Annotated in this window: 20 protein-coding genes and 1 tRNA gene; 11 read left to right on the top strand and 10 right to left on the bottom strand. The window is 72.1% G+C overall.

Annotated elements, in window-relative coordinates:
- The first annotated feature begins 53 nt into the window (after positions 1-53).
- Both rlmB and OHB41_RS22265 read left to right on the top strand, forming a co-directional pair.
- Positions 54-995: a 23S rRNA (guanosine(2251)-2'-O)-methyltransferase RlmB gene (gene rlmB / locus OHB41_RS22270; RefSeq protein ID WP_266699989.1), complete on the top strand. Its 942-nt coding sequence runs from the start codon at positions 54-56 to the stop codon at positions 993-995.
- 123 nt (positions 996-1118) lie between these two features.
- Positions 1119-2870, top strand: coding sequence for a DoxX family protein (locus OHB41_RS22265; RefSeq protein WP_266706055.1), 1752 nt, complete (start codon positions 1119-1121; stop codon positions 2868-2870).
- Between the two features lie 72 nt (positions 2871-2942).
- Here OHB41_RS22265 and OHB41_RS22260 read toward each other — a convergent pair whose 3' ends face one another.
- The 3 genes from OHB41_RS22260 to OHB41_RS22250 all read right to left on the bottom strand — a co-directional run bounded on the left by OHB41_RS22260 (position 2943) and on the right by OHB41_RS22250 (position 5606).
- Entirely contained in the window at positions 2943-3674 is a 732-nt protein-coding gene (locus tag OHB41_RS22260; RefSeq protein ID WP_266699988.1) for a nucleotidyltransferase family protein, read from the bottom strand.
- A gap of 117 nt (positions 3675-3791) precedes the next feature.
- The gene (locus OHB41_RS22255; RefSeq protein WP_266699987.1) at positions 3792-4241 is read right to left on the bottom strand and encodes a hypothetical protein; all 450 of its coding nucleotides are present in this window, start codon (positions 4239-4241) and stop codon (positions 3792-3794) included.
- Between the two features lie 228 nt (positions 4242-4469).
- Positions 4470-5606 (bottom strand): ABC transporter ATP-binding protein, encoded by a 1137-nt coding sequence (locus tag OHB41_RS22250; protein ID WP_266699986.1) that lies wholly within the window; start codon positions 5604-5606, stop codon positions 4470-4472.
- Between the two features lie 248 nt (positions 5607-5854).
- On the opposite strand from OHB41_RS22250, the gene OHB41_RS22245 reads away from it, so the two are divergent.
- From OHB41_RS22245 to fxsT, 4 genes are all read left to right on the top strand, one after another.
- A tRNA-Thr gene (locus tag OHB41_RS22245) sits at positions 5855-5931 on the top strand.
- Between the two features lie 456 nt (positions 5932-6387).
- Complete coding sequence (locus OHB41_RS22240) at positions 6388-6660, top strand: hypothetical protein (RefSeq protein WP_266699985.1); 273 nt, start codon at positions 6388-6390, stop codon at positions 6658-6660.
- Between the two features lie 586 nt (positions 6661-7246).
- The gene (locus OHB41_RS22235) at positions 7247-8668 is read left to right on the top strand and encodes a VMAP-C domain-containing protein (protein WP_266699984.1); all 1422 of its coding nucleotides are present in this window, start codon (positions 7247-7249) and stop codon (positions 8666-8668) included.
- Positions 8669-9065: 397 nt separating this feature from the next.
- Positions 9066-12968 (top strand): FxSxx-COOH system tetratricopeptide repeat protein, encoded by a 3903-nt coding sequence (gene fxsT / locus OHB41_RS22230; RefSeq protein ID WP_266699983.1) that lies wholly within the window; start codon positions 9066-9068, stop codon positions 12966-12968.
- 40 nt (positions 12969-13008) lie between these two features.
- Here the strand turns inward: fxsT and OHB41_RS22225 are convergent, their stop codons facing one another.
- The 4 genes from OHB41_RS22225 to OHB41_RS22210 all read right to left on the bottom strand — a co-directional run bounded on the left by OHB41_RS22225 (position 13009) and on the right by OHB41_RS22210 (position 16577).
- Positions 13009-14832, bottom strand: coding sequence for an HEXXH motif domain-containing protein (locus tag OHB41_RS22225; protein WP_266699982.1), 1824 nt, complete (start codon positions 14830-14832; stop codon positions 13009-13011).
- A gap of 17 nt (positions 14833-14849) precedes the next feature.
- The gene (locus OHB41_RS22220; RefSeq protein ID WP_266699981.1) at positions 14850-15023 is read right to left on the bottom strand and encodes an FxSxx-COOH-like cyclophane-containing RiPP peptide; all 174 of its coding nucleotides are present in this window, start codon (positions 15021-15023) and stop codon (positions 14850-14852) included.
- 132 nt (positions 15024-15155) lie between these two features.
- Positions 15156-16271, bottom strand: a complete 1116-nt coding sequence (locus OHB41_RS22215) for an effector-associated domain 2-containing protein (RefSeq protein WP_266699980.1) — start codon at positions 16269-16271, stop codon at positions 15156-15158.
- A 3-nt stretch (positions 16272-16274) separates the two neighbouring features.
- Positions 16275-16577, bottom strand: coding sequence for a trypco2 family protein (locus OHB41_RS22210; protein ID WP_266699979.1), 303 nt, complete (start codon positions 16575-16577; stop codon positions 16275-16277).
- Positions 16578-16839: 262 nt separating this feature from the next.
- On the opposite strand from OHB41_RS22210, the gene OHB41_RS22205 reads away from it, so the two are divergent.
- Both OHB41_RS22205 and OHB41_RS22200 read left to right on the top strand, forming a co-directional pair.
- The gene (locus tag OHB41_RS22205; protein WP_266699978.1) at positions 16840-17010 is read left to right on the top strand and encodes a hypothetical protein; all 171 of its coding nucleotides are present in this window, start codon (positions 16840-16842) and stop codon (positions 17008-17010) included.
- A gap of 63 nt (positions 17011-17073) precedes the next feature.
- A complete protein-coding gene (locus OHB41_RS22200) occupies positions 17074-18816 on the top strand; it encodes an HEXXH motif domain-containing protein (RefSeq protein ID WP_266699977.1) in 1743 nt (580 codons plus the stop codon).
- 80 nt (positions 18817-18896) lie between these two features.
- Here the strand turns inward: OHB41_RS22200 and OHB41_RS22195 are convergent, their stop codons facing one another.
- Positions 18897-19877, bottom strand: a complete 981-nt coding sequence (locus OHB41_RS22195; RefSeq protein WP_526024950.1) for an aminoglycoside phosphotransferase family protein — start codon at positions 19875-19877, stop codon at positions 18897-18899.
- On the opposite strand from OHB41_RS22195, the gene OHB41_RS22190 reads away from it, so the two are divergent.
- Genes OHB41_RS22190 through OHB41_RS22180 form a run of 3 tightly spaced genes read left to right on the top strand, consistent with a single transcriptional unit; the run spans position 19876 to position 22479 of the window.
- Entirely contained in the window at positions 19876-20529 is a 654-nt protein-coding gene (locus OHB41_RS22190) for a rhomboid-like protein (protein WP_266699975.1), read from the top strand. The two genes, OHB41_RS22195 and OHB41_RS22190, sit on opposite strands and share 2 nt — an antisense overlap.
- Before the next feature lie 10 nt (positions 20530-20539).
- Positions 20540-21952: an NAD(P)/FAD-dependent oxidoreductase gene (locus OHB41_RS22185; protein ID WP_266699974.1), complete on the top strand. Its 1413-nt coding sequence runs from the start codon at positions 20540-20542 to the stop codon at positions 21950-21952.
- Positions 21953-22005: 53 nt separating this feature from the next.
- Positions 22006-22479 (top strand): GNAT family N-acetyltransferase, encoded by a 474-nt coding sequence (locus tag OHB41_RS22180; RefSeq protein WP_266699973.1) that lies wholly within the window; start codon positions 22006-22008, stop codon positions 22477-22479.
- Here OHB41_RS22180 and OHB41_RS22175 read toward each other — a convergent pair.
- Positions 22468-23958, bottom strand: a complete 1491-nt coding sequence (locus tag OHB41_RS22175; protein WP_266699972.1) for an MFS transporter — start codon at positions 23956-23958, stop codon at positions 22468-22470. The genes OHB41_RS22180 and OHB41_RS22175 overlap by 12 nt on opposite strands.
- 79 nt (positions 23959-24037) lie before the next feature.
- The gene (locus tag OHB41_RS22170) at positions 24038-25018 is read right to left on the bottom strand and encodes a zinc-binding dehydrogenase (protein ID WP_266699971.1); all 981 of its coding nucleotides are present in this window, start codon (positions 25016-25018) and stop codon (positions 24038-24040) included.
- Between the last annotated feature and the right edge of the window lie 2 nt (positions 25019-25020).

Raw genomic sequence — 25020 nt, 5'->3', positions numbered from 1 at the left:
TAGACGAACGTGCACGCGAAGCGTCTGCACACCTCACACAGAACAGGTAGGTCATGGCCGCTAACAACCGCCGCATGTCCGGCAAGAAGGGCGCGCAGGTCGGCAGTGGCGGCCAGCGACGCCGGGGCCTGGAGGGCAAGGGCCCGACCCCGCCCGCCGAGATGCGCAAGGGACACAAGAAGAACCGCATCGCCAACGTGAAGGCGAAGCAGACCGCCCGCCGTCCCGCGCCGCGTGGGCGTGGCGGCAAGGGCACGTCCGAGATGGTCGTCGGGCGCAACCCCGTGGTCGAGGCGCTGCGCGAGGGCGTACCGGCGACGATGCTGTACGTGCAGCAGTTCATCGACAACGACGAGCGGGTGCGGGAGGCCCTCCAGCTGGCGGGCGAGCGCGGCGGCATCCACCTCATGGAGGCTCCGCGTCCCGAGCTGGACCGCATGACCAACGGGCTCAACCACCAGGGTCTCGTCCTGCAGGTCCCGCCGTACGAGTACGCGCACCCCGAGGACCTCGCCGCCGCCGCGTACGACGAGGGCCAGGACCCGCTGATCGTCGCCCTCGACGGTGTGACGGACCCGCGGAACCTGGGCGCCGTCGTCCGCTCCACCTCCGCTTTCGGCGGCCACGGTGTCGTCGTGCCCGAGCGGCGCGCGGCCGGGATGACCGCCGGTGCCTGGAAGACCTCGGCCGGCGCCGCCGCCCGTACGCCCGTCGCCCGCGCCGCCAACCTGACGCGGGCCCTGGAGTCGTACAAGAAGGCCGGGCTGGTCGTCGTCGGGCTCGCCGCGGACGGCGAGGTCGAGGTCGGTGACCTGGAGGCCCTCGGCGGTCCCGTCGTCATCGTCGTCGGCAGTGAGGGCAAGGGGCTGTCCCGGCTCGTCGGGGAGACCTGCGACTTCCGGGTGCGGATTCCGATGCCGGGCGGCGCGGAGTCGCTGAACGCCGGTGTGGCGGCGGGAGTTGTGCTGTACGAGGCGGCTCGGCGACGCGCCTGAACAGGCGTGCGTGCTGTCACCCCCGTGGGGTGATCGGGGCGGTCCGGACGGCCTTGACGCGGTCCGGACAGATCGGCGAGGTCAAAGCAGTGTCCTAAACACACGTCACTCGGTTAGATGAGTGTGGACACCAGAACACCCCGCACACCCACGGGGGACCGCTCGTCGGGATTCGACGACGCTCCCGCGCTGAGCATGGTGAAGGTGCCGAGCGATCCGGCGCAGGTCATCGTCAATCATGCGAGCTTCCGCGTGCAGCTGGGCGCTGCGTCGCGGCCCCAATCCTCGCGCGTCGCACGGCACTTGAGCGCCGGCGGCGCCTCCGCGCGGATGTCCGCCGGCGGTACGGCGGGCAGAGCGGGCGCGGCCGGCCAGGGCGCAGCCGGCACCCGTCGCCGCGCGCCCGTCGTCTGGAGCGGGAAGTCCGCGCCCGACGACACCGGCGCGCACCGTCTGCTGCAGGCCGTGCGGAGCACGAGCGTCGGTCACGGCGGGGCAGCCCCGGTGGGCGACGCCGGCGCGACCCAGGTCATTCCGCGGTACGACGAACACCACGGCTACGAGGGCGACATGACCGTGGAGACGGTCGAGACGCCGCTCGTCGGCAGCCAGCGCACCAGCTCCTCGTCCGGGTTCGACTCGGGCCGGACCGCGGGAACCTCCCCCGCCGGCGAGGGCCGGCTGCTGCCGAACATGCGCAGCGTCGACAGCGCGTACGACGAACCGCGCTACGGGGGCGGGGAGTTCGCGCACGACGAGGGTGACGACGCCTACGCCTACGGCTACGAGGACGAGGCGGCCGAACCGCCGGTCAGGCGACAGGCCACGGACTCGGTGCGGCAGGGGTACTACCCCGGCCGCAGGATGAACCTCGGCGTGGTGCTGCTTCCGCTCCGCGTCTTCCTCGGGTTCATCTCCATCTACGCCGGCATGGGCAAGCTGTGCGATCCCGTCTACTTCGACGGCGGCAAGCGCGGCTCCATGGTGAAGTGGCTGAACACGCTGCACCCCTGGGAAGTCGCCGAGCCGCTGCGGCAGTTCGCGCTCCAGCACCCGGTCGGCTCCGGGCTCGTCATCGCCTTCTTCCAGGTCATCGTGGGCGTGCTCACGGTGCTCGGCCTGTGGCAGCGGGTCGCCGCGGTGGTCGGCGCGATGCTGTCGGCCGCGCTCATCGTCACCGTCAGCTGGAAGACCGTCCCCGCGTACGACGCGCCGGACATCATCTACCTCGCCGCCTGGTCCCCGCTGATCATCGCGGGCGCCCCCGTCTATTCGGTGGACGGACGGCTGGCGGCCGAGGCCTGGCGCACCCTCGGGCCGCGGGCCGAGATCTGGGATCTGCGGGCGCGTGTGCTGCGCCGCGGCGCGCTGGTGTCGGCCGTCGTCATCGGGCTCACGCTGCTGGTCGGCTCGCTGCTGGGCGGCGCCGTGCGTGACGCCGACCGGGTGGTCGTGCCGGGACCGGGCGAGGCTCCTCGCAACGAACTGCCCGGCTCCCCGCTTCCCCAGGAGCCCGGCACTCCGCAGCGCAGGACCAGCTCCCCGTCGGCCTCCGCCAAGGTGCCCACCCACGGCGGTTCCTCGTCGCCGTCGGGCCCGGCCGCCACGCCGGGCGCGACCCGCGAGACGGGCGGCACGGTCAGCAGCGGCCCCAGCCGGACGCAGGGCGGCGGTCAGGCACCGCCGCAGCACTCCGCGCCGGTGCATCAGGCCCCCAGCACGAGCGCGGGTCCGACGTCCACCGGCGGCAGCGGCGGTGGGAGCGGCAGCAGTGGCTCCACGGGTGCCGGTACGGGCGGGACGTCCGGCGGTTCGAGCTCCGGCGGCGGGACGACCGGCGGCTCCGACAAGCTGGTGGGCGGCCTGCTCGGGTAGGTCCCCGGACGGTTCGGCGACGGGGCCCCGCACATCGGATGTGCGGGGCCCCGTCGTGTGCCGTGAGGCTGTTCAGCGCCCGAGTGCGGCGAGCTCCTTGGCGGCCTCCGTGAGGTCCTTCGCGGTGTCGATGGCGCGCCAGTAGGCGCCCTGCGGGAGGGAGAAGCCTGCCAGGCGGCGTTCACGGGCCAGGTGCGGGAACGTGGTGCGCTCGTGGTCGCCGCGCTCGGGGAGCAGGCCGGCGAACTCGGCGGAGAAGACGTAGACGCCCGCGTTGATCTCGTAGGTGGTCGGCGGTGACTCGATGAAGTCCGTCACACGGCCGAAGTCGTCCGTCTCGACGGCGCCCCACGGGATGCGGGGGCGGGCGAGGGCGAGGGTGGCGACGGCGTCGCGCTCGGTGTGGAAGTCCGCCATGTCGCGCAGCGAGAAACGGGTCCAGATGTCGCCGTTGGTCGCGTACCAGGGCCGGTCCGGGTAGGGGAGGTGCGCGGCGGCGTACTTGAGGCCGCCGCCCCGGCCCAGGGGCTCCTTCTCCACGACCGTTATGACGTTGACCGGAAGGTGGGCCGCGTCCAGCCACTCCTGGAGGACTTCGGCGAGGTGGCCGCAGGAGACGACGACGTCGGTCACGCCCTCTTCGGCGAGCCAGGTCAGCTGGTGGCCGATGATCGGGGTCCCGGTGCCGGGGATCTCGACCATCGGCTTGGGCCGGTCGTCGGTGTAGGGGCGCAGTCGGGAGCCCTGACCACCGGCCAGGACAACGGCTTGAACGGGGCGCGACGCGGCGTTCGGATCGGTCATGCCCGAACTGTACGTGGCGCCCCGCTGGTGGCTTCTGTCGGCAACCGTTCCCTTAAGCAGCCGTTACCTGGCGGGCGGGAAGGGGCCTTTCCGGCGTCGGACGAGGCCCCCGCGGGTTCAGAGATGCGTGGCCGCGACCCCCGATGCGAAGGACGTGTCGCAGACCGGGCGGGCGAACGCCTGGGCGCGCGTCGGGCCGTACGCGCGGACCGCGGCGCGGCCGAGGGCGCGGGCGATGGAGACGCAGTGCTTCGCCAGCGACGGGCGGCCGTTCACCGCCTCCTGGAGGTGGGTGAGGGCGGTTCCCGGGTCCTTCTCCTGGAGTTCCAGCAGGAGGCGGTCGCGCAGGACGTCCTGCGGAGCGCGGGAGACGGCGCGCGAGGAGACGTCCGAGGAGGAGGCGGTGAGCACCGACTCCGAGGAGTTCCCCGACCAGTTGACTCGGGTGACCGCGAGGGTCCCGGAGAGCACCAGGACGACAGGCAGAACGAGGGCGAGGGTGCGGCCGATCCGGCGGGCGGGGCCACGGCCACGCCGGGTCCGTTGGTTAGTGGTGGAGTGCTTCACGCGAGTGAGGGTAGCGCGGGGTGATGATTTGGCGACATTTAGTCACCGGTTCGGGGGATGAGGAAGTGATGGTTTCCGGGTAGCGCGTTGACGTACACGTATCGAAATGACCGGCTTGCCGGGGTATTTGTCGACAACGAGGAGGGCCCCGCAGCAGGCTGCGGGGCCCTCCTCGTCAACTTGGGTGAATTCACCCGCTCCGGGGGTGTCGGAGCCGTCCGGGTTGCCTCAGTCGGAGAGGCGCTCGCCCGTGGAGGTCGAGAACACGTGGGTCTCGCCCGGGCGCGGCACGACGTGCAGCGTGGCGCCCTTGTCCGGGACGGCGCGGCCGCTGACGCGGACGACCAGGTCGGTGAGGGTGTCGTCGACCTTGGCGCTGCCGTAGACGTAACCGTCGGCGCCGAGCTCCTCGACGACGTTCACCGAGACGGCGAGGCCGGCCGGGGCGTCCTCGGTGTCCTTCGTGAGGGACTTGGCGGCTTCGCCGTTGTGCTCGACGATGTCGAAGTGCTCGGGGCGGACACCGACCGTGACGGTGCGGTCGCCCTTGTCCGCGGCGGCCTTCAGGGCCTCACGGTTGACCGGCACGACGGAGTTGCCGAACTTCACGCCGCCGTCCGTGATCGGGACCTCGACGAGGTTCATGGCCGGGGAGCCGATGAATCCGGCGACGAACAGGTTCGCGGGGCGGTCGTACATGTTGCGCGGCGAGTCGACCTGCTGGAGCAGACCGTCCTTGAGCACGGCGACCCGGTCGCCCATGGTCATGGCCTCGACCTGGTCGTGGGTGACGTACACCGTGGTGATGCCGAGGCGGCGCTGCAGCGAGGCGATCTGCGTACGGGTGGAGACACGGAGCTTGGCGTCGAGGTTCGACAGGGGCTCGTCCATGAGGAAGACCTGGGGCTCGCGCACGATCGCGCGGCCCATCGCGACGCGCTGGCGCTGACCGCCGGAGAGGGCCTTCGGCTTGCGGCCGAGGTACTCGGTGAGGTCGAGGATCTTCGCCGCGTCCTCGACCTTCTGGCGGATCTCGGCCTTGTTGACGCCGGCGATCTTGAGCGCGAAGCCCATGTTGTCGGCGACGGTCATGTGCGGGTACAGCGCGTAGTTCTGGAACACCATGGCGATGTCCCGATCCTTGGGCGGCAGGTGCGTGACGTCGCGGTCACCGATGCGGATGGCGCCGGCGTTCACGTCCTCGAGCCCCGCGAGCATGCGGAGCGAGGTGGACTTGCCGCAGCCGGAGGGACCGACGAGGACGAGGAACTCGCCGTCCTCGATGTCGATCTCCAGAGCATCGACGGCGGGCTTCTCGGAACCCGGGTAGATCCGGGTCGCCTTGTCGAACGAGACAGTGGCCATGGTGAGGGGCCCCCTTCACCGGCAGGAACGTGCCGGACGATCCGTTGTAAAGGTGGTGTCCACCGCGAAGCTTCGCGGTGGTGTAGTCCACAAGAGTGAACTGATTCTGGACGGTACCTCCCGTTCACGTGCTCTGTCAGTACCCGCAGCCCTGTGAACTTCGCGGAAATTTTCGACAGGGGCCCACTGTGACGTGGGTACACTGCACGGGCACGCACGCGGCAGGCACACCGCACGCGCGCGTGCAGGCCTCCTTAGCTCAGCTGGTCAGAGCGCCGCTCTTGTAAAGCGAAGGTCGTCGGTTCGAATCCGACAGGGGGCTCCACGGACCACCGGCCCACGTGGCCTCTCTCCGGTCGCCGTCGCTCACGTGGGCGCAACCGTTCGTCGTCGCCACGATCTGTGAGCGCACCGGTCCCGCGGTACCGCGCCGTCCGCGCCCCTCAGTGGGCTGGGTCGACCGGCGGCGTGGACCATCGGTCGGCCTTCCCGGAATCGCACGGATTTCGAAACCGAACAGTTGCACTAACTTCACCCGGGAGAGAGGCAAGATCGATGGATCTTGCCTATACACTGCGGCTTGCGCGTCCGGGGGGGCCGCCGGCCGTCATGACGGCCGACACCGTGACCAAGTGCGCATCACCCACGCCATCCCATCCTGAGCCCGAGCATGCCAGCAGACGTCGGCGCCTATGGCCGACCGCTGCTCCGAGGCTGCTCGCATGGGCCCGGATCGGCGTGTCCCCCGGCTCCACATGGTCATCGGAAGGCAGAGCACGTCATGGCAGAACGGCAGTACCTCGGTCAGGGCACCAACACCTCCTGGGAGAAGTTCTGGTACGTCCTGGGCTGCATCTACTTCGGCGCCGCCTACTTCCAGAAGGTCCCGGTGAAGAAGGCCCTGAGCGAGTACGGGCTGGTCGAGATGACCGGTGCCGAGAAGTTCTGGTACGTCGTCCAGTGCATCTTCTTCGGCGCCGGCTACTTCGCGAAGGTCACCATCAAGAGGGCGCTGTCCGAGGTGCCGAACAGCGGCATAGCCCCGACGGTCTGACGACGTCCCGGGCAGCGCACGGACACGCGGGTCTCGGCTCCGGATCGCCACGAGCGGTCCTGGGCGGCGACCCGCCGTCCGCGGTTCCCAGCCCCGCAACGGTCCTCACCGAGAAGGCACTTGCCCCTCCCTTGCCCGGAGCATGAGCCGCCCGTGGCCACGAGCCCCGGCTCGCCGCGCGACACGCCTGGCACTCTTCGCGGCCGCGCCCCGGAGCAGTCCTCCGGCGAAGGGCAATGTCGCCTCTTCCGATCCCCCGAGTGGGCACGGCCCGGTCCGAGGGGTCGTCAACACACTGCGAGCGCAAGGACGTTGCGGCAGCGGCCGGCATGAATCCGCAGGTGCTCTCGCCGCGTGCGGTGCTCCCCGCACGCCTCGAACGGTGCGGTGGTTTCCGGTCCGCCCCGGGACGCGCGAGCGTACGGCACGGACATCCAGCGCCCATGCCCGCGCTTTTCACTGCCATGCCCCGTGGTGCGGCCTTACCCTGTTGGGCACCATCAGGGAGCCGCGCCAGCTGTGTGGAGGTAACGGGGTGAAAGGGCGCAGTCCGGATCGGGTCCGCAACGAGCTCATCGTCTCCATCGTGGACGCACTGCAGAACTCGGCGACGGTGAGCCAGGCCGGCAGCCGTGAGATCTGGCGGGAGATGCTGGCCGGTGAACTGGCCTCGCCCGTGGAACCCTTCGGCGGGGACCGGCTGCGGCCCTGGCTGCTGCAGGTGGTGAAGGCGTGCACCGCCGTCGGTGACGGCCTGGCCTGCCTGGTGCGGTCGCTGGAGTACGTGGAGCAGCAGTCGGCGACGGTCGTGGAACTGTGGCCGCTCGTGGACGAGTGGGAGGCCGTCGACTTCTTCAACAACGCGGATCTCCGCCACCTGCGGCCCGCCCTGCTGTCGATGGGCTCCTCGGACCTGGCCGTCATGGCGCGCCGCTCCAGCCGCTCCCGGGTGCAGGAGCTGCCCGCGTGGTGCCGTACGGGATGGCAGGTCTTCCTGCGGCTGGCGGGTGAGAACTCCCCGGCCGGTGAGCTCCCGCCCAGCATGGCCTTCCTCGCGCTGTCGGCCGACCGGCTGGTGGAGGACGGCCAGGCGGAGGCCGCCGAGGTGCTGCGCCGCTTCAACCGCGGCCAGGCCGCGGCCCTGGGGGTGGAGAACGTGCTGGCGGAACGCCGGCAGGCGGACTTCCCGCATCCCGCGCCGTCCCTCGTCCCCGCCTATCTCATGATCCAGTTCGAGCCGGACCGGATCGAGGCGGACCGCTACTACCTGTCGCACTGGCGTCAGTCCGACTCCGAGGGCTGGCACCCCGTGCGCGGCGAGACCGCCCATCTGGGCCGGGAGGAGCTCCCGGGCGCGGTGGAGCGGCTGATCGAGGACGCCGAGGAGAAGTGGGCCGATCTGCGGCAGCCGGTGATCCTCGAGTTCATACTGCCGTGGGAGCTGCTCAACGAGCCGGTGGAGTGGTGGTCGAAGGAGTCCGGTTCCGGGTCCCCGACCCCGCTGGTCCTGGACTATCCGGTGGTGGTGCGCAGCATCGAGCGGTTACAGCGTGCCGCCTGGCACCGGCCCTGGCACAACAAGTGGCGGCAGCTGCGGGAGCGCCCGGCGGACAGCCATCCGCACTGGAGCAGTCCGGAGCGGGACGGGGCGTACTTCTTCCACCTGGAGCGCGAGCTGAAGGAGGACCAGCACGCGGTGTGCCTGGTGCTCAGCCAGCCGCCGGGCGACGACTCGGGCACCGGCCGCCGTGAGGTCCTGGCCGGGCTGCGGGCCGGGGTGCCCGCGATGATCTGGCACCGCAGCGACTGCGCGGACCCGAAGTTCAAGGACGCCATCGGCGAGATCCTGCAGGACCGGGGGCTGGGCAGTCTGGCGGAACGGGTCGGGGAGTGGCGCAGGGAGGCGCTGGCCCTCGGCCCCGCGGCCTGGGACGGGCACGTCGGTCGCCATCTGGCCATTCTGCTCGACGACCCCGAGCGCAAGCCGAGCCCGCCCGGACCGGTGTAGGGCGTCATGCCCCCGCGGCCCGGAAGGGGCCTCCGACCGGTGCGCGGAGGCGGGTACCCCGTGGTCTTGCACGCGCCATCGTCGAGTGCCACGCTGGTGCCGAGACAGACTCACCGGCTGTCCACAGGGGGCCGGTACCGCCGAACGGGTGGGTACCGCCCGGTGATTGAGTTTCCGTCGGTCCTGCCGCCCCCTGTGGCCTGCCGTCTTGCACCGCACGCAGACCACTGCCAGGCTTGGCACGTGGATGTCACGCATGCCCGCGGACTGCGGGACTCCTCCTCGGTGCTCCCTCCGTCGTCGGGCATGACCGGACGCTCTGAGGGCGCTTATGCAGCGTGACGACGGCCCACGACCACCATCGGGACGGGCTTCTGGCGACGCGTCACCGTGCGCGGTGGCGCATGCTCTGCGGGGACTGGAGCGGGCCGGGTCCGCGGACCGTGCGTCCGTCCTGCTCGTCGTGGACGACTACGTGACCATGCGGGTCTGGGACGAGACGGTCGACCGGCTGACCGAGGAGCTCGCCGCCCAGGAGTCGTCCGGCCCGGTCACGCGCTTACGGCTGCTGGGCTCCGACGACACCGAACCGGGCCGGATCCGGCTGGAGCACCTTCCCCCGCCCGTGGGTGAACACCGGGTGGTGCTGGTGCTGACCGACGGTCTGGCGGCGGGCTGGCGGTCGGACGCGGTACTGCCGCTGCTGAGGGAACTCGGCCGTTCCGACCCCCTCGCGGTGCTCCACCTGCTGCCGCAACGGCTCTGGTTCCGCACCGGCCTCGACGTGCACCGCATGCGGCTGAAGTCCGGGCGACCCTGGGCGCCGAACGGCTCCCTGCGGTGGGAGCTGCGCACCTCCCCGCTCGAACCCGTCGACGACGATCCGGCGGCGCGCTCCGGCGTGGTGCCGGTCCCGGTCCTGGAGCGGACCGACCACTCGCTCTCCGACTGGGCCGACCTGGTGGCGGCCGGGGCCGGTGACTGGGTGGAGATGTCGGGCGTCCGGGCCCGGGACTGGAAGCGGCGGCCGGATGCCGCCCGTGCCGTCCCGTGGGTCGACGACGTTCCCGACCCCGCCAGCGCGGTGCCGCCGTGGGAGCGGGTCTCGGAGTTCCGGGCCGCCGCGTCGCCCACCGCGTTCGCCCTGGCCACCCGACTCGCGGCGGCTCCTCTGACGCTGTCCGTGATGAGCGCCCTGACGGCCTCGGTGCCGGGCGCCGGCCCTGCCCACCTCACCGAGCTGCTGATGAGCGGCCTGGTGCGGCCGGCGGGCGCGGAGGCCGAGCGCACGGCCGAGATGGTCTTCGCCTTCGGTCCGAACATCCGCCAGGAGTTATTGGCGTTGGCCCGCCGCCGGGACACCGTCCGGGTGCTGCACGACGTACGGGTGCTGATGGCGACCGCCGCGGAGGGCTCCGAGCCGGTCCTGCCCGCCCCGGACGAACCCGTCGAGGCGACCGGTGTGCCGCCCGTGACCCCACGCAACGTGGCGTTCCTGCGCGTCGAACTGACCGCGCTGCGCGCTCTGTCCGGACGTTTCCTGCCCCGGGCCGAGCGTCTCGCGCAGGTTCTGCGCGGGTACGACCGGCAGAACACCGTGGACCTGCGCAAGGACGTGGGTATCCGCACGCGGCCCCAGCCTCGGCCCTCCGCCGGCCGGGCGAGCCGGGACGCCGCAGACGCCCCGAGGGGGCCCGAGACAACTCCAGAAGGAGCCACGACCATGGCCACCACGCAGCAGCCCACGGTGGAGAACGCGCGTTCGGCGCAGCCGCGCATCTGGGGGAACATCCCTCCGCGCAATCCCAACTTCACCGGCCGCGTGGACCTTCTTGAACAGTTGAGCGAGCGCCTGCGCCGGGAGGGCACGACCACCGTGCTGCCCGAGGCGATCCACGGCATGGGCGGTGTCGGGAAGACTCAGTTGGCGATCGAGTACGCCTACCGCCACCAGTCCGAGTACGACATCGTCTGGTGGATCCCCGCCGAGCGCCCCGGCCAGATCGGCCAGGCCCTGGTGGAGCTTGCCCAGCGGCTGGGCCTGGGCACCAGCGCCGAGGCCAATATCGCGGGTCCTGCGGTGCGCGAGGCACTGCGCGAGGGCCGGCCCTACTCCCGCTGGCTGCTGATCTTCGACAACGCCGACAGTCCCGAACGCGTCCGCGACTACTTCCCCACGGGCGGCAGCGGCACCATCCTGGTCACCTCCCGCAACCGCCGGTGGAGCGTGGTGGGCCCCTCGCTCGAGGTCGACGTGTTCACCCGGGAGGAGAGCAAGCAGCTGCTGCGCCGTACCAGTGCCTACGGCGAGGAACTCACCGACGCCGACGCGAACCTCCTCGCCGACGCGCTCGGCGACCTTCCGCTCGCCCTGGAGCAGGCCGCGGCCTGGCGTGCGGAGACCGGGATGCCGGTGTCGGAGTACCTGCGGCTGTTCGAGCACAAGCGCAGTGAGCTTCTCGAAGTCTCGCCGCCCCCGGACTACCAGCTTCCGGTCGCGGCCGCCTGGAACGTCTCTCTCGACCACCTCGAGACCCGCAGTCTCACCGCCCTGCGACTGCTCCAGCTCTGTTCCTACTTCGCGCCGGACCCCATCTCCCGTTCCATCTTCTCCGGCCTCGGCGGCAGCAGCATCGACACCGAACTCGACCGTGCCCTCAACGACCCCATGCGGCTCGCGCGTGCCATACGGGAGATCAACCGCTACTCGCTCGCCCGTATCGACCACCGCACGAACTCGATCGAGATGCACCGCCTGGTCCAGGCGGTGCTGATCAACCGTATGACGCCCGAGGAGCAGAATCGCATGCGCAACGGCGCCCACACGCTGTTGGCCGCCGCCGACCCCAAGGGGCCCAACCAAGCGGCCAACTGGCCGCGCTACGCCGAGTTGTACGGCCACGTCATCGCGTCGGGCGCCATCGAGTCCGATCAGCCATGGGTGCGCGAGCTGGTGCGGAACGTCGCCAGGTACCTCTGGTACTGGGGAGACCACAAGGTCGCCGTCGAGTTCTCCGAACAGGCCTGGCGGACCTGGCAGCGGCTGTACGGCGACGAGGACCAGCAGACGCGGCTGATGGGCTGGTGGCTGTGTTTCCTCTACCTGAAGGTCGGCAGCCACGACGATGCCGCAACCCTGGTGGCCCAGCTCAAGGACGTCTACGCCCGCACCGCGCCACCGGACCGCGAGGACACCCGCGAGGACGCCCTGGAGACGATCAACCTCGAAGCCGCGGTACGCCGCGTGGAAGGGGACTTCGCCGCCGGTGCCGAGCTGGACGAGATGGCCTACGACCGAGCCCGACGGGCCTTCGGCGAGGACGATCCCACGACCCTGGTCACGGCCCACAACCTCGGCGTGAGCCTGCGAATGGTCGGCGACTTCCAGCGGGCTCTGGAGCTGGACCGGCACACGCACGCGATGAAGGCGCGGCTGTACGGCCGCGATCACACCCAGTCGCTGATGACCGAGGCGAGCATCTCCGTCGACGTACGGGAGACCGGTGACTACGTCGGCGCGCGGTCCCTGCAGCAGGCGGTCGCGGACGGCTATCAGGCCGTCCTCGGAACCGGTAACCCCTCGACACTGCAGGCCGTGCGGCAGCTGAGCGAGGCCTGTCGCAAGGAGGGTGACCACGCCACCGCGCTGGAGTTGGCACGCGAGGCGTTCAGCCAGTTCACCCGCCGCTATGGCGACACACACCCCGAGGCACTGATGGCGGCTCTGGCCCTGTCGGTGGCCCTGCGGCACAACGGCGAGCTGGAAGCGGCCCGCGACCGTGGAGAGAAGGCCTGCGAGAGGTTCCGCAAGATCTTCCGGTCCGATCACCCTCACGTCCTGGCGGCCGACATCGACCTCGCGGTGACACTGCGGTTGCTGGGCCGGGCCGAGGAGGCCAGGCAGCGGGACGAGGCGGCACTGGAGTCACTGACCGAGCGTCTCGGGGAGAGTCACCCGACGGCGCTGGTCTGCGCCATCAACCTGGCGAGTGACCTGAGCGCGTTGGGGCGGACCACCGAAGCCCGCGAACTCGGGGAGAAGACGCTGGCGCTGTGCCGGGTGCGCCAGGGCGTTGATCACCCCACCACGCTGGTGTGCGCGGCCAATCTCTCCCTCGACCTCATCGCCGTCGGTGAGGAGACGGACGGCGAGGCACTGCGCATGGACGTCCTGGAGCGCATGGAGCGCGTACTGGACGCCCCCCGACTGAGCGCCGCCCAGCTCACTCCGCACCCCGCCACCGAGCAGGCCCGTTCCAGGGAGCGGTGCGACTGCGACATCGACCCGCTGCAACTGTGACCCGGAGACGGTCCGTTCCGGAGGCCTGAGCCCGGACGGTTCAGGCCGGCCGGGGCAGGGACGAGCCGAGCCATGCGGCGAGCCTGACCGGGTCCGCGGGGGTGCCCGCGGCCCGGCAGAGCGCCGTCTGGACGGCCCGTGCCCGTTCGGGGTGGCGGCACAGCAGCCGGGCAGCCGCCGGTTCCGTCCCCGCCATCTCCAGAGACCGGCCCAGGCCGGCCCAGGCTCCGGCCCGCCCGGGTTCCACGGCCAGTCGTGCCATGTACGCGTTCCGGGCGGCCGTGGCGTCGCCCACGGCCAGCAGGGCATCGCCGGTCAGGGCGCCGGTGACGCGGGCCGCGGTCTTCTCCGGTTCTTCGGGGGAGCGGCGGTCGTCGTCCCGGCCGCCGAGGTGGTGGCGGACGAGCATGGCGAGGCTGTCCAGCCAGCGTGCGGAGGGGTCGAGCACCACGTCGGGCTCGGCGGCGAGGGCTGCGGGCGGACCGCTTTCCCCCCGCAGCCACGCGCGCACGGTCTCGTCCACCGCCGGTGCGGCGGGCCGTAGATGGTGGGCCCGCCAGCGGGTGGCGTGGTCGGCGGCACACAGCCGGGCCAGGGCAAGCGGTTCCTCGGGGACCGGGTCCTCCAGCCACTGGGCGCAGCGGTCGCGCAGCGTGTCCAGCAGGGCGGCACCGAGCGGGGTGAGGTGCGGATGGCCGTGGACCTGCTCCATCGCGGTCGCGACATGGGCCCGCCACAGCGCGAACTCGAAATGGGCCATGCTGTCGCGGGGATGGGTGCCTCGGCGGTGGGTGCGCCAGAAACGGGTGATCCCCACGAACGCGTAGATCCCCTGGAGCAGCCCCTGGAGCGGTCGGGGGTCGTCCCGCCAGGGCGCGTACCACCGTTCCGCACCGCCGTCGGCGCCTCGGTCCAGGAGCGGTGTCAGATGCAGCAGGCCGCCCAGTTTGGTGTGCTGGAACTCGTGCACGAGTGTCACGGCCAACTGGACGGCGTCGTCCGGCTCCGAGACCTCGATACCGCCGAACGCGTCCCCCGATGTCACGCTGCGCGGCCGGAATCTTTCCCTCGCGGAGGTGGGGCTGAGGGAGAACACGCCCCGTCGCATGGCTTCCGCGGTGTCGGGCTGCTCCCTCAGCAGTACCGCCCAGGCCTGCCCCAGCACCTGACGCCATTGCGCCGCGGCCTCCTCGGAGAGCGGACGCGGTTCGGTCGGCCGGGGGTACGTCCGGTAAGGGTCCACGTCGTCCAGTACCACTTCGAGCCGTTGCTCCCCCGGCCCGACCGTGAGTCGGCGGACGGCGTGCCATCCCGGTCCCGGCGTGCCGGGCGGGAGGGGTATCGCGACTGTCGCCCCGGGTGTCTCCACCACAGCGTTGCCGGCCTCGGCGCGGACGGTGGCCGTGGTCCACGGCCCGGTCGCGGGGACCGTCGCGCAGCCGAGGGTCGGCAGCGGCACCCGGCCGTGCCGCACGGGCACCTCGATGGTGAAGTCCACGCCCGCCAGCAGTCCCGCCGCGGCGGCGAGAGCGGAGACGTGACCGGTATCCACCCACAGCGGGGGCTCGTCCCGCGCGGTCGGCGCGCGCAGCCTGCGCAGTGTCCCGGCGAGCCACATGCCCGTCTGCGGATACATCAGCACGTCGTCGACGACGGACGGGGAGGCACGCTGGGCCTCGCTGAGGAGGTCCCAGGCGGGACCGAGGCGGGTCGCGTCGTCGAGGATCCGTAACAGCAGCAGGCGACGGCTTCGTTCGGCGCCGATGATGAGTTCGAGGGTGGCCGGGCTCCCCTCACCGCGGGTCAGTTCGGCCAGACTGCCGTGCGGCAGACGATGACGCGGCAGGGAGGGCTCAACGGGCATGAGCGGCCCTGGCATCGTCAGTCGAAGCGTTCCGCCTCGCCGCCGCCGAAACCGTTGACGCTGGCGAGGGTTTGATCGATCCTTTGCAGCAACTCGTCCAGGGATGTGGCGAGAACCTGACTGTCCATGGAGCGCAGCGTTTCAAGGGATACCCCCGCGAGATCGACCAGGCTGGACTCGACGGCGGCCACAGACGGCTCCATGACGGCCAAACCCCTTCCCCCCCGGCTGCATTTGTGGATGCGGGCTGCTCACATCCTCCTGATAATGGCCCGCCGTACGGGGGATGAAACCCCGCACCTGCGGGGCGGTGCGATATCAGGTCAGCGGCGCCCATCGGCTCGACGGTGGCGCCGGGACAACTCCACCGCCTCTTGGTCCATGCGGGCCACCCCTGCGGAGTCGCCCTCCAACAACCGTATCGCTTCGAGAAGTTGATCCAGGGTTCCCGGGTAGCTCAGGCAGGTCCGCAGGATTCCGAACAGGTCGGGACGCAGCGCCGGCATCCGGGGACTCATCGCGGCGACTACCGGGTCGATGCTGCTCAGGACCAGCGCCAGGGTGGTGCGGTCGCTCACCGTGGGCAGCGTGGTCAACGCGGTGACCAGCCCCGCGAGTTCACCGAGCGGCAGGTCGTCGCGGAGGTCCGCCAGGGTGACCGGGACGGCGACGGTGGTGTCCGCGGGCGGGAAGCGGACCAGCCCGTCCGCCGACGCGGGAAGGCCCGCGTTCTCGTGCAGCAAAGCCAGTTCGGCCCCGGTCAGCAACTCGTACCAGCGGTCCACGCGCACCGCGGCCAGCCGGCCGAGGCCGTCCGTGCGGTGGTGGGCGCTGACCAGGCCGACGAGTGTGCCGTCGTGCCAGACGGCCGCGCCCGACATGCCCTCCCAGGGGGAGCGGTCCGGTTCGCTGTCCGACTCCGGTGGGGTGACCGCGAGTTCGAGGGTGCCCTCGCGGCGGTTGGACAGCACCGAGGTCATGCCCGTGGCGTGGCAGGAGTCGCGGTACTGGGACGCCGAACCGTCGTCGAGCGGCCGCATCCGGTCCTCGCGCAGCTTGAAGCGTGGAAAGCCCATCGCGGCGCACGGCAGGACGACGTCCGTGTCGGGCAACGTCCCGTACGAGGGAGATCCGGTCGCGGCCGCGTGCACGCCCCGCGGTACGGTCCCGGCGATCTCCAGGAGCGCCACGTCCGCCTTGTCGGAGGCCAGGAGCACCTGCGCGGGCGCCGTCCACTCCGCGGCGCGGTCGGCCTCGAACCGTACGCCCGTGACTCCCCCCTCGGCGTCGCGGACCACGTGCGCGGCGGTGAGCACCCAGCGGAGCCCGACCCGGTACCCGGACCCACGCCGCCCGGGGCCCCGGCCCGCCGCCGGACGCACCATCACCTCCGCCACCCGGACCGGATCAAGTCCGCGGCGCGGCTCCTGCCCCGGCACGGCTCAGCGCTCCCGGTCGGCCTCGGCCCCGCCCACCCACGGCGCGCGTCCGCCGCCGCTGTGGGTGCGCGGATCGAGCGTCAGTTTTACCCGGTGCGTGACGCTGTCGGCCACGCGTCCGTCCGCGCCGGCCTCCACCACCCAGAAGCGGATCTTCCCGCCCGCCGTCGCGGAGCGCTCCACGACCACGGCCGCCTCCAGCTCCACCGGACCCACCTCGAAGTACAGATCCTCCCCCTCCGCCGCCGTCCGGGCCGCGGTCAGTTCCCTGCGCAACTCCTCGATCAGTTCAGCGAGTTCAATCACACCCGGTCCCTACCCGCGGCGCCCACGCGTCACTCGGTCCGGGGACGTCACCCGATCCGGGACGATTGCGCGATGTGGCTCTGTGTGACCTCCCTGATGCACTAGGGTCACTCAAGTAGCCTCAAATCACTGAAAAAGCCATATTTCAGTGATACATAGGGCATTGATCGCAGGCGTCGCATCAGACGTCGCATCAGGCACTGCATCAGACGTTGCATCACCGACCTTGACCGCACACCTTCACCGTCACAGGGGCGCCGCCATGGAGAAGTCCGGAGTCGAGTCCGAGCTGATCGACCTCAGCGACGTTCCGCTGGACGCCTGGCCCCATCTGGACCTGCCGTCCGCGTCGGGCTCCATGCGCCGGCTGCTCAGCCGCATCGACGACCCCGCCAGCAGCCTCGGCGGCTACAACCCGCAGCGCGAGGACTGACAGCCGCAGCGACCGCCCGAAGGCGTCGACGCCCCCTCGCCGGCAGCAACGAACAGGTCCCCCATGCACCAGACGGCCCGACCCCACGTCCTCTCACCGCAGTCGTTCGACGAACTGCTGGGCGGCGGGGGCGGCCCCGCGACGGTGGACCTGCTGCGCAGGAGCGAGCGGAGCTGGCGGCTGCTCGTCGTACGGGCCCTGCTGGACTCGGCGGCGACGGCACCGCCCGGCCCGCTGCCTCCCCCGGCGGAGGGCTGGCGGCTGCTGGCCCGCGCCTGGACCGCGTCCGAGGCGGCACGGGACGCGGTGGAAGAACTGCTGGGGTATCCGGCGGTCGGCGTCTGGGCGTCCCACACGCTGCGCCGGCTGCGCGGGACCGCCCAGGACGACGCGCCCCTCTGGGCGGACACCGGGCACCTCCACGCCATCGCGGCGGCCGCGGCGATCCGGGCCGGCCTGGAGTTCCGCGCCGAGATCCCGGTCCGGCACGGATGGGCGGTCCTGCCCGCGCTCGGGGCGATGCGGGTACCCGGCCCGGCCGACTGGGACGTGGCCGAGGTCTCCGCCACCGCCGGACACGTACGGATCGCCGGGCGCCCGCTGGAGGGACCGGACTGGCACGCCCTGACGGAGCTGCGCGCGGCCGGCTGCACCCTGCTCCTGGACGACACCGACCCCTACCGCGACCTGCGGAAACCGGGCCGGGTCGAACCCGTCGCCCCGGTCGCCGAGTGGCAGGCGCTGTTCGCCCCGGCCTGGGACATCCTCCGGCGCACCGACACCGAGGGCGCCCGGGCGCTGGCGGGCGGGCTGGTGTCGGTGGTGCCCCGTCCGCGCGCCGAGCGGTTCCGGCCGCACAGCGCGTCGTCGGGCGAGGCCTTCGGCGGCGCCCTGGCCTCGGCGCCGGACGACGCCGAGCAGTTCGCCTCGACACTGGTGCACGAGTTCCAGCACAACAAACTCAGCGCGTTCATGCACCTGTTCACCCTGTACGACGACCGGGACGACCGGCTGCACTACGCCCCCTGGCGCGACGATCCGCGACCGCTGGGCGGCCTGCTCCAGGGTGTGTACGCCTTCTTCGGGGTCACCGCGTTCTGGCGGCGGCGCGTCCATGTGCTCGGGCAGTTCGAGTTCGCGCTGTGGCGCTGCCAGACGGCGCACGCGCTGCGCGCGATCGGCTCGGCGGACGGGCTCAACGAGCTGGGGCGGCGGCTGGTGGCCGAGCTGACGCGGCGCGTCGAACCCTGGCTGGACGAACCGGTCGACGTGCGGGCCAGGTCCGCGGCCGCCCTCGCGGTCGCGGACCACCGGGCGAGCTGGCGCGCCCACCATCTGCGGCCGGCCGCGGACACCGTCCGCGCGTACGCGGCGGCCTGGTCCCGCGGTGCGCCGCTCCCCCCGGCTCCGGACACGGCGCCCGTCCCCGGCGGCGCGTACGGCAGCCCGCTCCGCGGGTTCGACACACGAGCGGTGCTGCTGCGGTGGCTGCTGGCCGACCCGGCGGGCTTCGCGGCACTGCGGGACGACCCGGGCGCCGTGGTCGCGGGCGCGGTCGTCGAGGACGTCGCGCTGGTGGAGGGCCGTACACCGGGGGCCCGTGACGCGTTCCACGCACGTGCGGTCCGCGGCGGCGACCCCGATGCCTGGGTGGGACTCGGGCTGGCGGCGCGGGCCGCCGGGGACCCGGCCGGCGAGGGCCTGCTGGCCCGGCCGGAACTCGCGATGGCCCTGCACACCGCCCTGGACGGGCGCGCCGACCCGCTCGAACTGGGCCGCGCCCTCGCTCCCGCGTGTGCGGTGTGAGCCGCGGGGCGGGCTCGGCCGGGGCACTTCCGGGGCCGGCCGCGTCGCCGTGTCCGTGACTCGAATGGCGGACACGCGGACTACGTGACCTCCCGCAACCGGCGGGCGATCTCCAGTTGAACGGGCTCCAGCGGGCGGCCGTCCTCGATCTCCCACAGAGTGTTCTGTAGGACACGGCCGAGGGTCCAGGCGCGGGCCCGTGCGCGCTCCAGACCCATGACGTCGGTCATCGCGTCGAAGCGCCGACGGATCTCGCCGGGCTCGAAGCGGTTGCCGAGCGCGGGACAGAGTTCGAATCCGGGGTCGCCCGCGAGCGGCTTGGGGTCGATGGCGACCCAGGGCGCGCGCCCGGCGGCGCGGTCGTCGTCGTGGTGGGCGTGGTTGTCGTCATGTTCGTCGTCGTGGTGGAGGCCGCGCAGGACATTGTCGTAGTGGAGGTCCCAGTGGAGGAGACGGTCGCCCGGCTCGGTCACCACCTCACGCAGCGCCGCGGCACAGTCCTCGACGAGCCGCCGGTCGGACGGGTCCGGAATCCGCCGAAGGGCACCCGGTACCCGCTCCAGCATGTCCGCCGCGACGTCCCCGAGCCGCCGCACGCCCTCCGGCGCCGCCACGGCCGTCAGCCGGACCAGCAGCCGCGCGATGACGAGGGCGGCCTCGCGCGTGTCGGCGAGGTGCGCCAACATACGGGTGTGGTCGAGCCGTTCGAGCAGCAGGGTGCAGGTGTCCCTGTCGTGGTCGAGAAGCCGTACGGCGCCGCCGCCGGCCCAGGCGCGCAGCGCGAGCGGCTCACCCGCGCTCTCCTCGTCGAGGAACTGGAGCTTCAGCACCGCCGGGGTGTCGTCGGCCCGGCGCACCGGCAGCACCAGCGCCGTCACGCCGTGCATCGAGGGGCCGTCGGGGCGCAGTTCCCAGCGGTCCAGGAAGTGGGCAGCCCGCCGCGGGAGCGCGGCGACGAAGGCACGGCCCGCCGCTCCGTTGTACCGGTGCTGGGAGGCGGCCAGGGCGTCCGGAACGTCGATCACCCGGCCGACCCTACGCGCGAAGGGGCGGTGTCCCATGCGCGTTGACCGGATCCTGCGCTCCGTGGGGAGCTACATACGAGCCGCTCCCGGCACCTACCTGTGGCTGGGTGTTCTCTTCTTCACCACCGTGGCCCTGCACCACATGTCGCCTGACTTCGAGGAGGAGTTCCTGCGGCAGCGGTCCACCAACATCCACGAACTGTCGAACGACCCGCTGCGGGTGATGGTCTCCAGCGCGATGTGGATCGACGGCGGCTACTGGTTCCCGTACGCCTTTCTCTTCACCGTGTTCCACGCGCAGGCGGAGCGCTGGCTCGGCACCCTGCGCTGGCTGACCGTGTGCGTGGTCTCGCACGTGCTGGCGACGCTGGCCAGCGAGGGGGCGCTGCTGGAGTCGGTACGGCGCGGGATCGCACCGGAGTCCTCCGTGAACACCCTCGACATCGGGGTGAGTTACTCGCTGGCGGGAGTGATCGCCGTGCTCACGTACCGGATCCCGGCACCCTGGCGGTATCCGTATCTGGCGGCGGTCCTGGTCTTCTACGGGGTGCCGGTCCTCGGCACCCCCACCCTCACCCAATGCGGACATTTCCTCTCCGTGATGATCGGTCTGGGCTGCTATCCGCTGGTCAGAGGCCGCGGAAAAGCACGGAATCCGAAGGAGACACTGGCCGCTCCCAGGGGTTAACGTCCCCGCCATGAGCAGCAGCGGCACGGGAAGCGGCACGGTCAACGGCGGCATCTCCTTCTGGTACGCGGACGACGGGCTCCCCGTCCCGCGCGAGCCCCTGCCGGGCGACGCGACCGCCGATGTCGTGATCGTCGGGGGCGGCTACACGGGTCTGTGGACCGCGTACTACCTGAAGAAGGCGGCGCCCTCGCTGCGCGTCACCGTCCTGGAGCAGAGGTTCTGCGGGTACGGCGCGTCGGGGCGCAACGGCGGCTGGCTCTACAACGGCGTCGCGGGCCGCGACCGGTACGCGAGGCTGCACGGCCACGAGGCGGCGGTCCGTCTGCAGAGGGCGATGAACGACACGGTCGACGAGGTCGTCCGGGTCGCCGCCGAGGAGGGCATCGACGCGGACGTCCACCGCGGCGGCGTCCTGGAGGTGGCGTACACGCCCGCGCAGCTGGCCCGGCTGAAGTCCTTCCACGAGCACGAGCTGTCGTACGGGGAGCGGGACCGCGAGCTGTACGGCGCGCGCGAGACCGCCGAGCGGGTCCGGGTCGCGGACGCGGTGGGCTCGGCGTGGACGCCGCACGGGGCGCGTCTGCACCCGGTGAAGCTGGTCAAGGGTCTGGCGGCGGCCGCCGAGGCGCTCGGGGTGACGATCCACGAGCGGACGCCGGTGACGGAGATCCGTCCGCGGCACGCGGTGACGCCGTACGGAACGGTCCGCGCCCCCTACGTCCTGCGCTGCACGGAGGGCTTCACCGCCTCCCTGAAGGGCCAGCGGCGCACCTGGCTGCCCATGAACTCGTCGATGATCGCGACGCAGCGGCTGACGCCCGAGCAGTGGGCGCGGATCGGCTGGGAGGGCCGCGAGACGCTCGGCGACATGGCACACGCGTACATGTACGCGCAGCGCACCGCCGACGACCGCATCGCGCTCGGCGGCCGGGGTGTCCCGTACCGCTTCGGTTCGCGCACCGACCACGACGGCGGCACGCAGCAGGCGACCGTCGAGGCCCTGTACGGGATCCTGGTCCGCTTCTTCCCGTCCCTGGCCGGCGTCCGGGTGGAGCACGCCTGGTCGGGCGTCCTCGGTGTGCCGCGCGACTGGTGCGCCACGGTCACCCTGGACCGCGCGACCGGCCTCGGCTGGGCCGGCGGTTACGTCGGCTCCGGTGTCGCCACCACCAACCTCGCCGCCCGCACCCTGCGCGACCTCGTCCGGCTGGACTCGGGTCAGGCGGGCCCGACCGAGCTGACCGGCCTGCCCTGGGTCGGCCACAAGGTCCGCAAGTGGGAGCCGGAGCCCTTCCGCTGGATCGGCGTGCACGGCATGTACGCGACCTACCGCACCGCGGACCGCCGCGAACTGACCACGCGCAGCGCGGAGTCGTCCCGGCTGGCGCGGATGGCGGACCGGGTGGCCGGGCGGCACTGACGGGGCGGGACCGCGCACGGCCGGCCGCGCGGCGGGTGTGTGACACTGCGCCCATGATTCGCACCGCCACCCCCGCCGACGTCCCCGTGATCCACGCGATGGTCCGTGAACTGGCCGAGTACGAGAAGGTGCCGGACGAGGCACGGGCGACCCCGTCGCAGCTGCGCGAGGCACTGTTCGGCGAGCACCCGGCGGCGTTCGCGCACCTCGCGGAGGAGGCCGGGGAGGTGGTCGGTTTCGCGCTGTGGTTCCTGAACTTCTCCACCTGGCGCGGGGTGCACGGCATCTACCTGGAGGACCTGTACGTGCGTCCGCAGGCGCGGGGCGGCGGGCACGGCAAGGCGCTGCTCACCGAACTGGCGCGGATCTGCGTGACGCGCGGGTACGAGCGACTGGAGTGGTCCGTGCTGGAGTGGAACCGGCCGTCCATCGAGTTCTACGAGGCGCTCGGCGCGCGTCCGCAGGACGAGTGGACGGTGTACCGGCTGACCGACGGGGCGCTGCGGGAGCTTGGTTCACGGGACTGACTCGGGGACGGGGGCCGCCCCGAGCGTGTGCTTGGGGGCCCTCGCGGTGACCAGGAGGCCGGCGGTCAGACCGGCCAGGAGCATGATGCCGCAGGCCCACCAGATGGCGACCGTGTAGCCGTGCACGATGCCCTCGCGGACGACCAGCGCCCTGCGCGCCGGGTCGGTGAGGTGTGCGGCGATGTAGGTGGCGCCGCTGGTGGTGGCGACGGTGTTCAGCAGGGCCGTGCCGATCGAACCGCCGACCTGCTGCGAGGTGTTGACGGTCGCGGAGGTCACGCCCGAGTCCTGCGGGGCGACCCCGGCGGTGGCGGTGGCGAAGATCGGCATGAAGATCAGGCCCATGCCGAGCCCCATCAGGAGCATGCCGGGCAGTATCAGGCCCGCGTAGTCGGGGCGCACGCTCAGCCGGGTGAAGACCAGCATCCCGGACGCGGCGAGGACCGTGCCGGGGACCATCAGCACGCGCGGTGCCACGTGTTGCAGCAGCCGCGCGGAGATCTGCGTCGAGCCGACGACGATGGCGACCGTCAGGGGCAGGAAGGCCAGGCCCGTCCGCACCGGCGAGTAGCCGAGGACGACCTGCAGGTAGTAGGTCAGGAACAGGAACATGCCGAACATGCCGATGACGGCGAGTGCCATGGTCAGGAAGCAGCCGGCGCGGTTGCGGTCCCCGACGATGTGCAGGGGCAGCAGGGGGCTCGGGGCCCGCCTCTGCCACCACACGAAGGCCGTGATCAGGGCGAGGCCGGCCGCGAGCAGGGCGAGGACCAGCGGGTCGGTCCAGCCGCGCGGCTCCGCCTCGCTGAAGCCGTAGACGACGGCGACGAGGCCGCCGCAGCCGAGCACCGCGCCCGGGACGTCGAGGTGGGCGCCCCGGTAGCCGGGGCGGTCGCGCAGCAGGGCGGTCGCGCCGACGACCGCGACGACGGCGATGGGGATGTTGACGTACAGGCACCAGCGCCAGTTCAGGTACTCGGTCAGCAGCCCGCCCGCGAGCAGCCCGATCGCCGAGCCGCTGCCGGCCAGGGCGCCGTAGATGCCGAAGGCCTTTCCGCGTTCCCGCGGGTCGGTGAAGGCGGTCGTCAGCAGGCTGAGCGCGGACGGGGCGAGGAGGGCGGCGAAGGCGCCCTGCAGGGCGCGGGCGCCGTACAGCATGCTGGAGGTGGTGGCGCCGCCGCCGAGAGCGGAGGCGGCGGCGAAGCCGATGAGGCCGATGACGAAGGTGCGTTTGCGGCCGACCAGGTCGGCGATCCGGCCGCCGAGCAGGAGCAGGCCTCCGAAGGCCAGGGTGTACGCGGTGATGACCCACTGACGATTGCCGTCGGACATGCCCAGGTCACGCTGTGCGGAAGGAAGCGCGATGTTCACGATGGTCGCGTCCAGAACGACCATCAACTGGGCGAGAGCGATGATCACCAGACCCCACCAGCGATGGGGATCGGGGCCTGCGGGTTCACCTGTTCGGGTGACACTCACCTGCCCAGAAGACCATGGATCGGTGGATGGCGCACCTTTCGGTGCGGCCTTCCCGCTCACGTCGGTGAGGCCTTCCCGTTCACGGTTCCAGGACCACCTTGCCGATGGTGGCGCGGGTCTCCAGAGCACGGTGGGCGGCGGCCGCCGAGGCGAGCGGGAAGCGGGTCAGGGCCGGGGTGAGGCGGCCGGCGGCCGCTTCGGCGAGTGCCCGCAGTTCCAGGGTGCGCAGGGGGTCGGGGCCGCCCGCCCTGCGCATCATCGCGGGGCCGAGCACCTGCTCGGTCACGCCCGGCACGATCAGCGGTCCGCCGTCCCGGATGCCCTCGGCCGACCAGCCGAAGACGAGATGGCGGCCGCCGGGGCCGAGGAGGTCCACGGCGGCGCGGGCGGTGGCGCCGCCGACGCCGTCGAGGACGAGGGTCGCCGTGCGGTGGCCGAGGTAGTCGCGGACCCGCGCCGGCCAGGTGCTGTCCTGGTGGTCGACGGCCAGGTCGGCGCCGTTCTCCCGGACCAGGGCCGCCTTCTCCGGGCCGCCCGCGACGCCGATCACGGTGGCGCCCGCGTTGCGGGCGTACTGCACGAGAAGGGTGCCGATGCCGCCCGCGGCCGCGGGGATCACGGCCACCGTGCCGGGGCCCCACTCGGCGAACTGCGCGATCCCCATCGCCGTACGGCCCGTTCCGATCATGGCGACGGCCTGGGCGAAGCCGAGGTTCTCCGGTATCTCGTGCAGGCGGCCGGCGTCGGTCACGGCCAGTTCGGCGTACCCGCCGGGCGCGAAGCCGAGGTGGGCGACGACCCGTCTGCCGAGCCAGTGGCCGGGGACGCCGTCGCCGAGCGACTCGACCGTGCCGGCGACCTCGCGGCCGGGGACGGTGGGGAGCGTGGCGGGGGCGGGCGCCGGGCCCCGGGCGCCCTCCCGTAGGGCGGCGTCCAGGAGGTGGACGCCGGCCGCGGCCACGGCGACCCGGACCTGGCCCGGAGCCGGCTCGGGGTCCTCGGTCCGCTCGTAGGTGAGGTTCTCGGCCGGGCCGAAGGTGTGCAGGCGGACGGCGTGCATCG

This window comes from Streptomyces sp. NBC_01571 (genome assembly GCF_026339875.1).
GTDB lineage: Bacteria > Actinomycetota > Actinomycetes > Streptomycetales > Streptomycetaceae > Streptomyces.
Note: the sequence above shows the minus strand (reverse complement) of the source record. Positions and strands in the feature narration are given on the sequence as shown.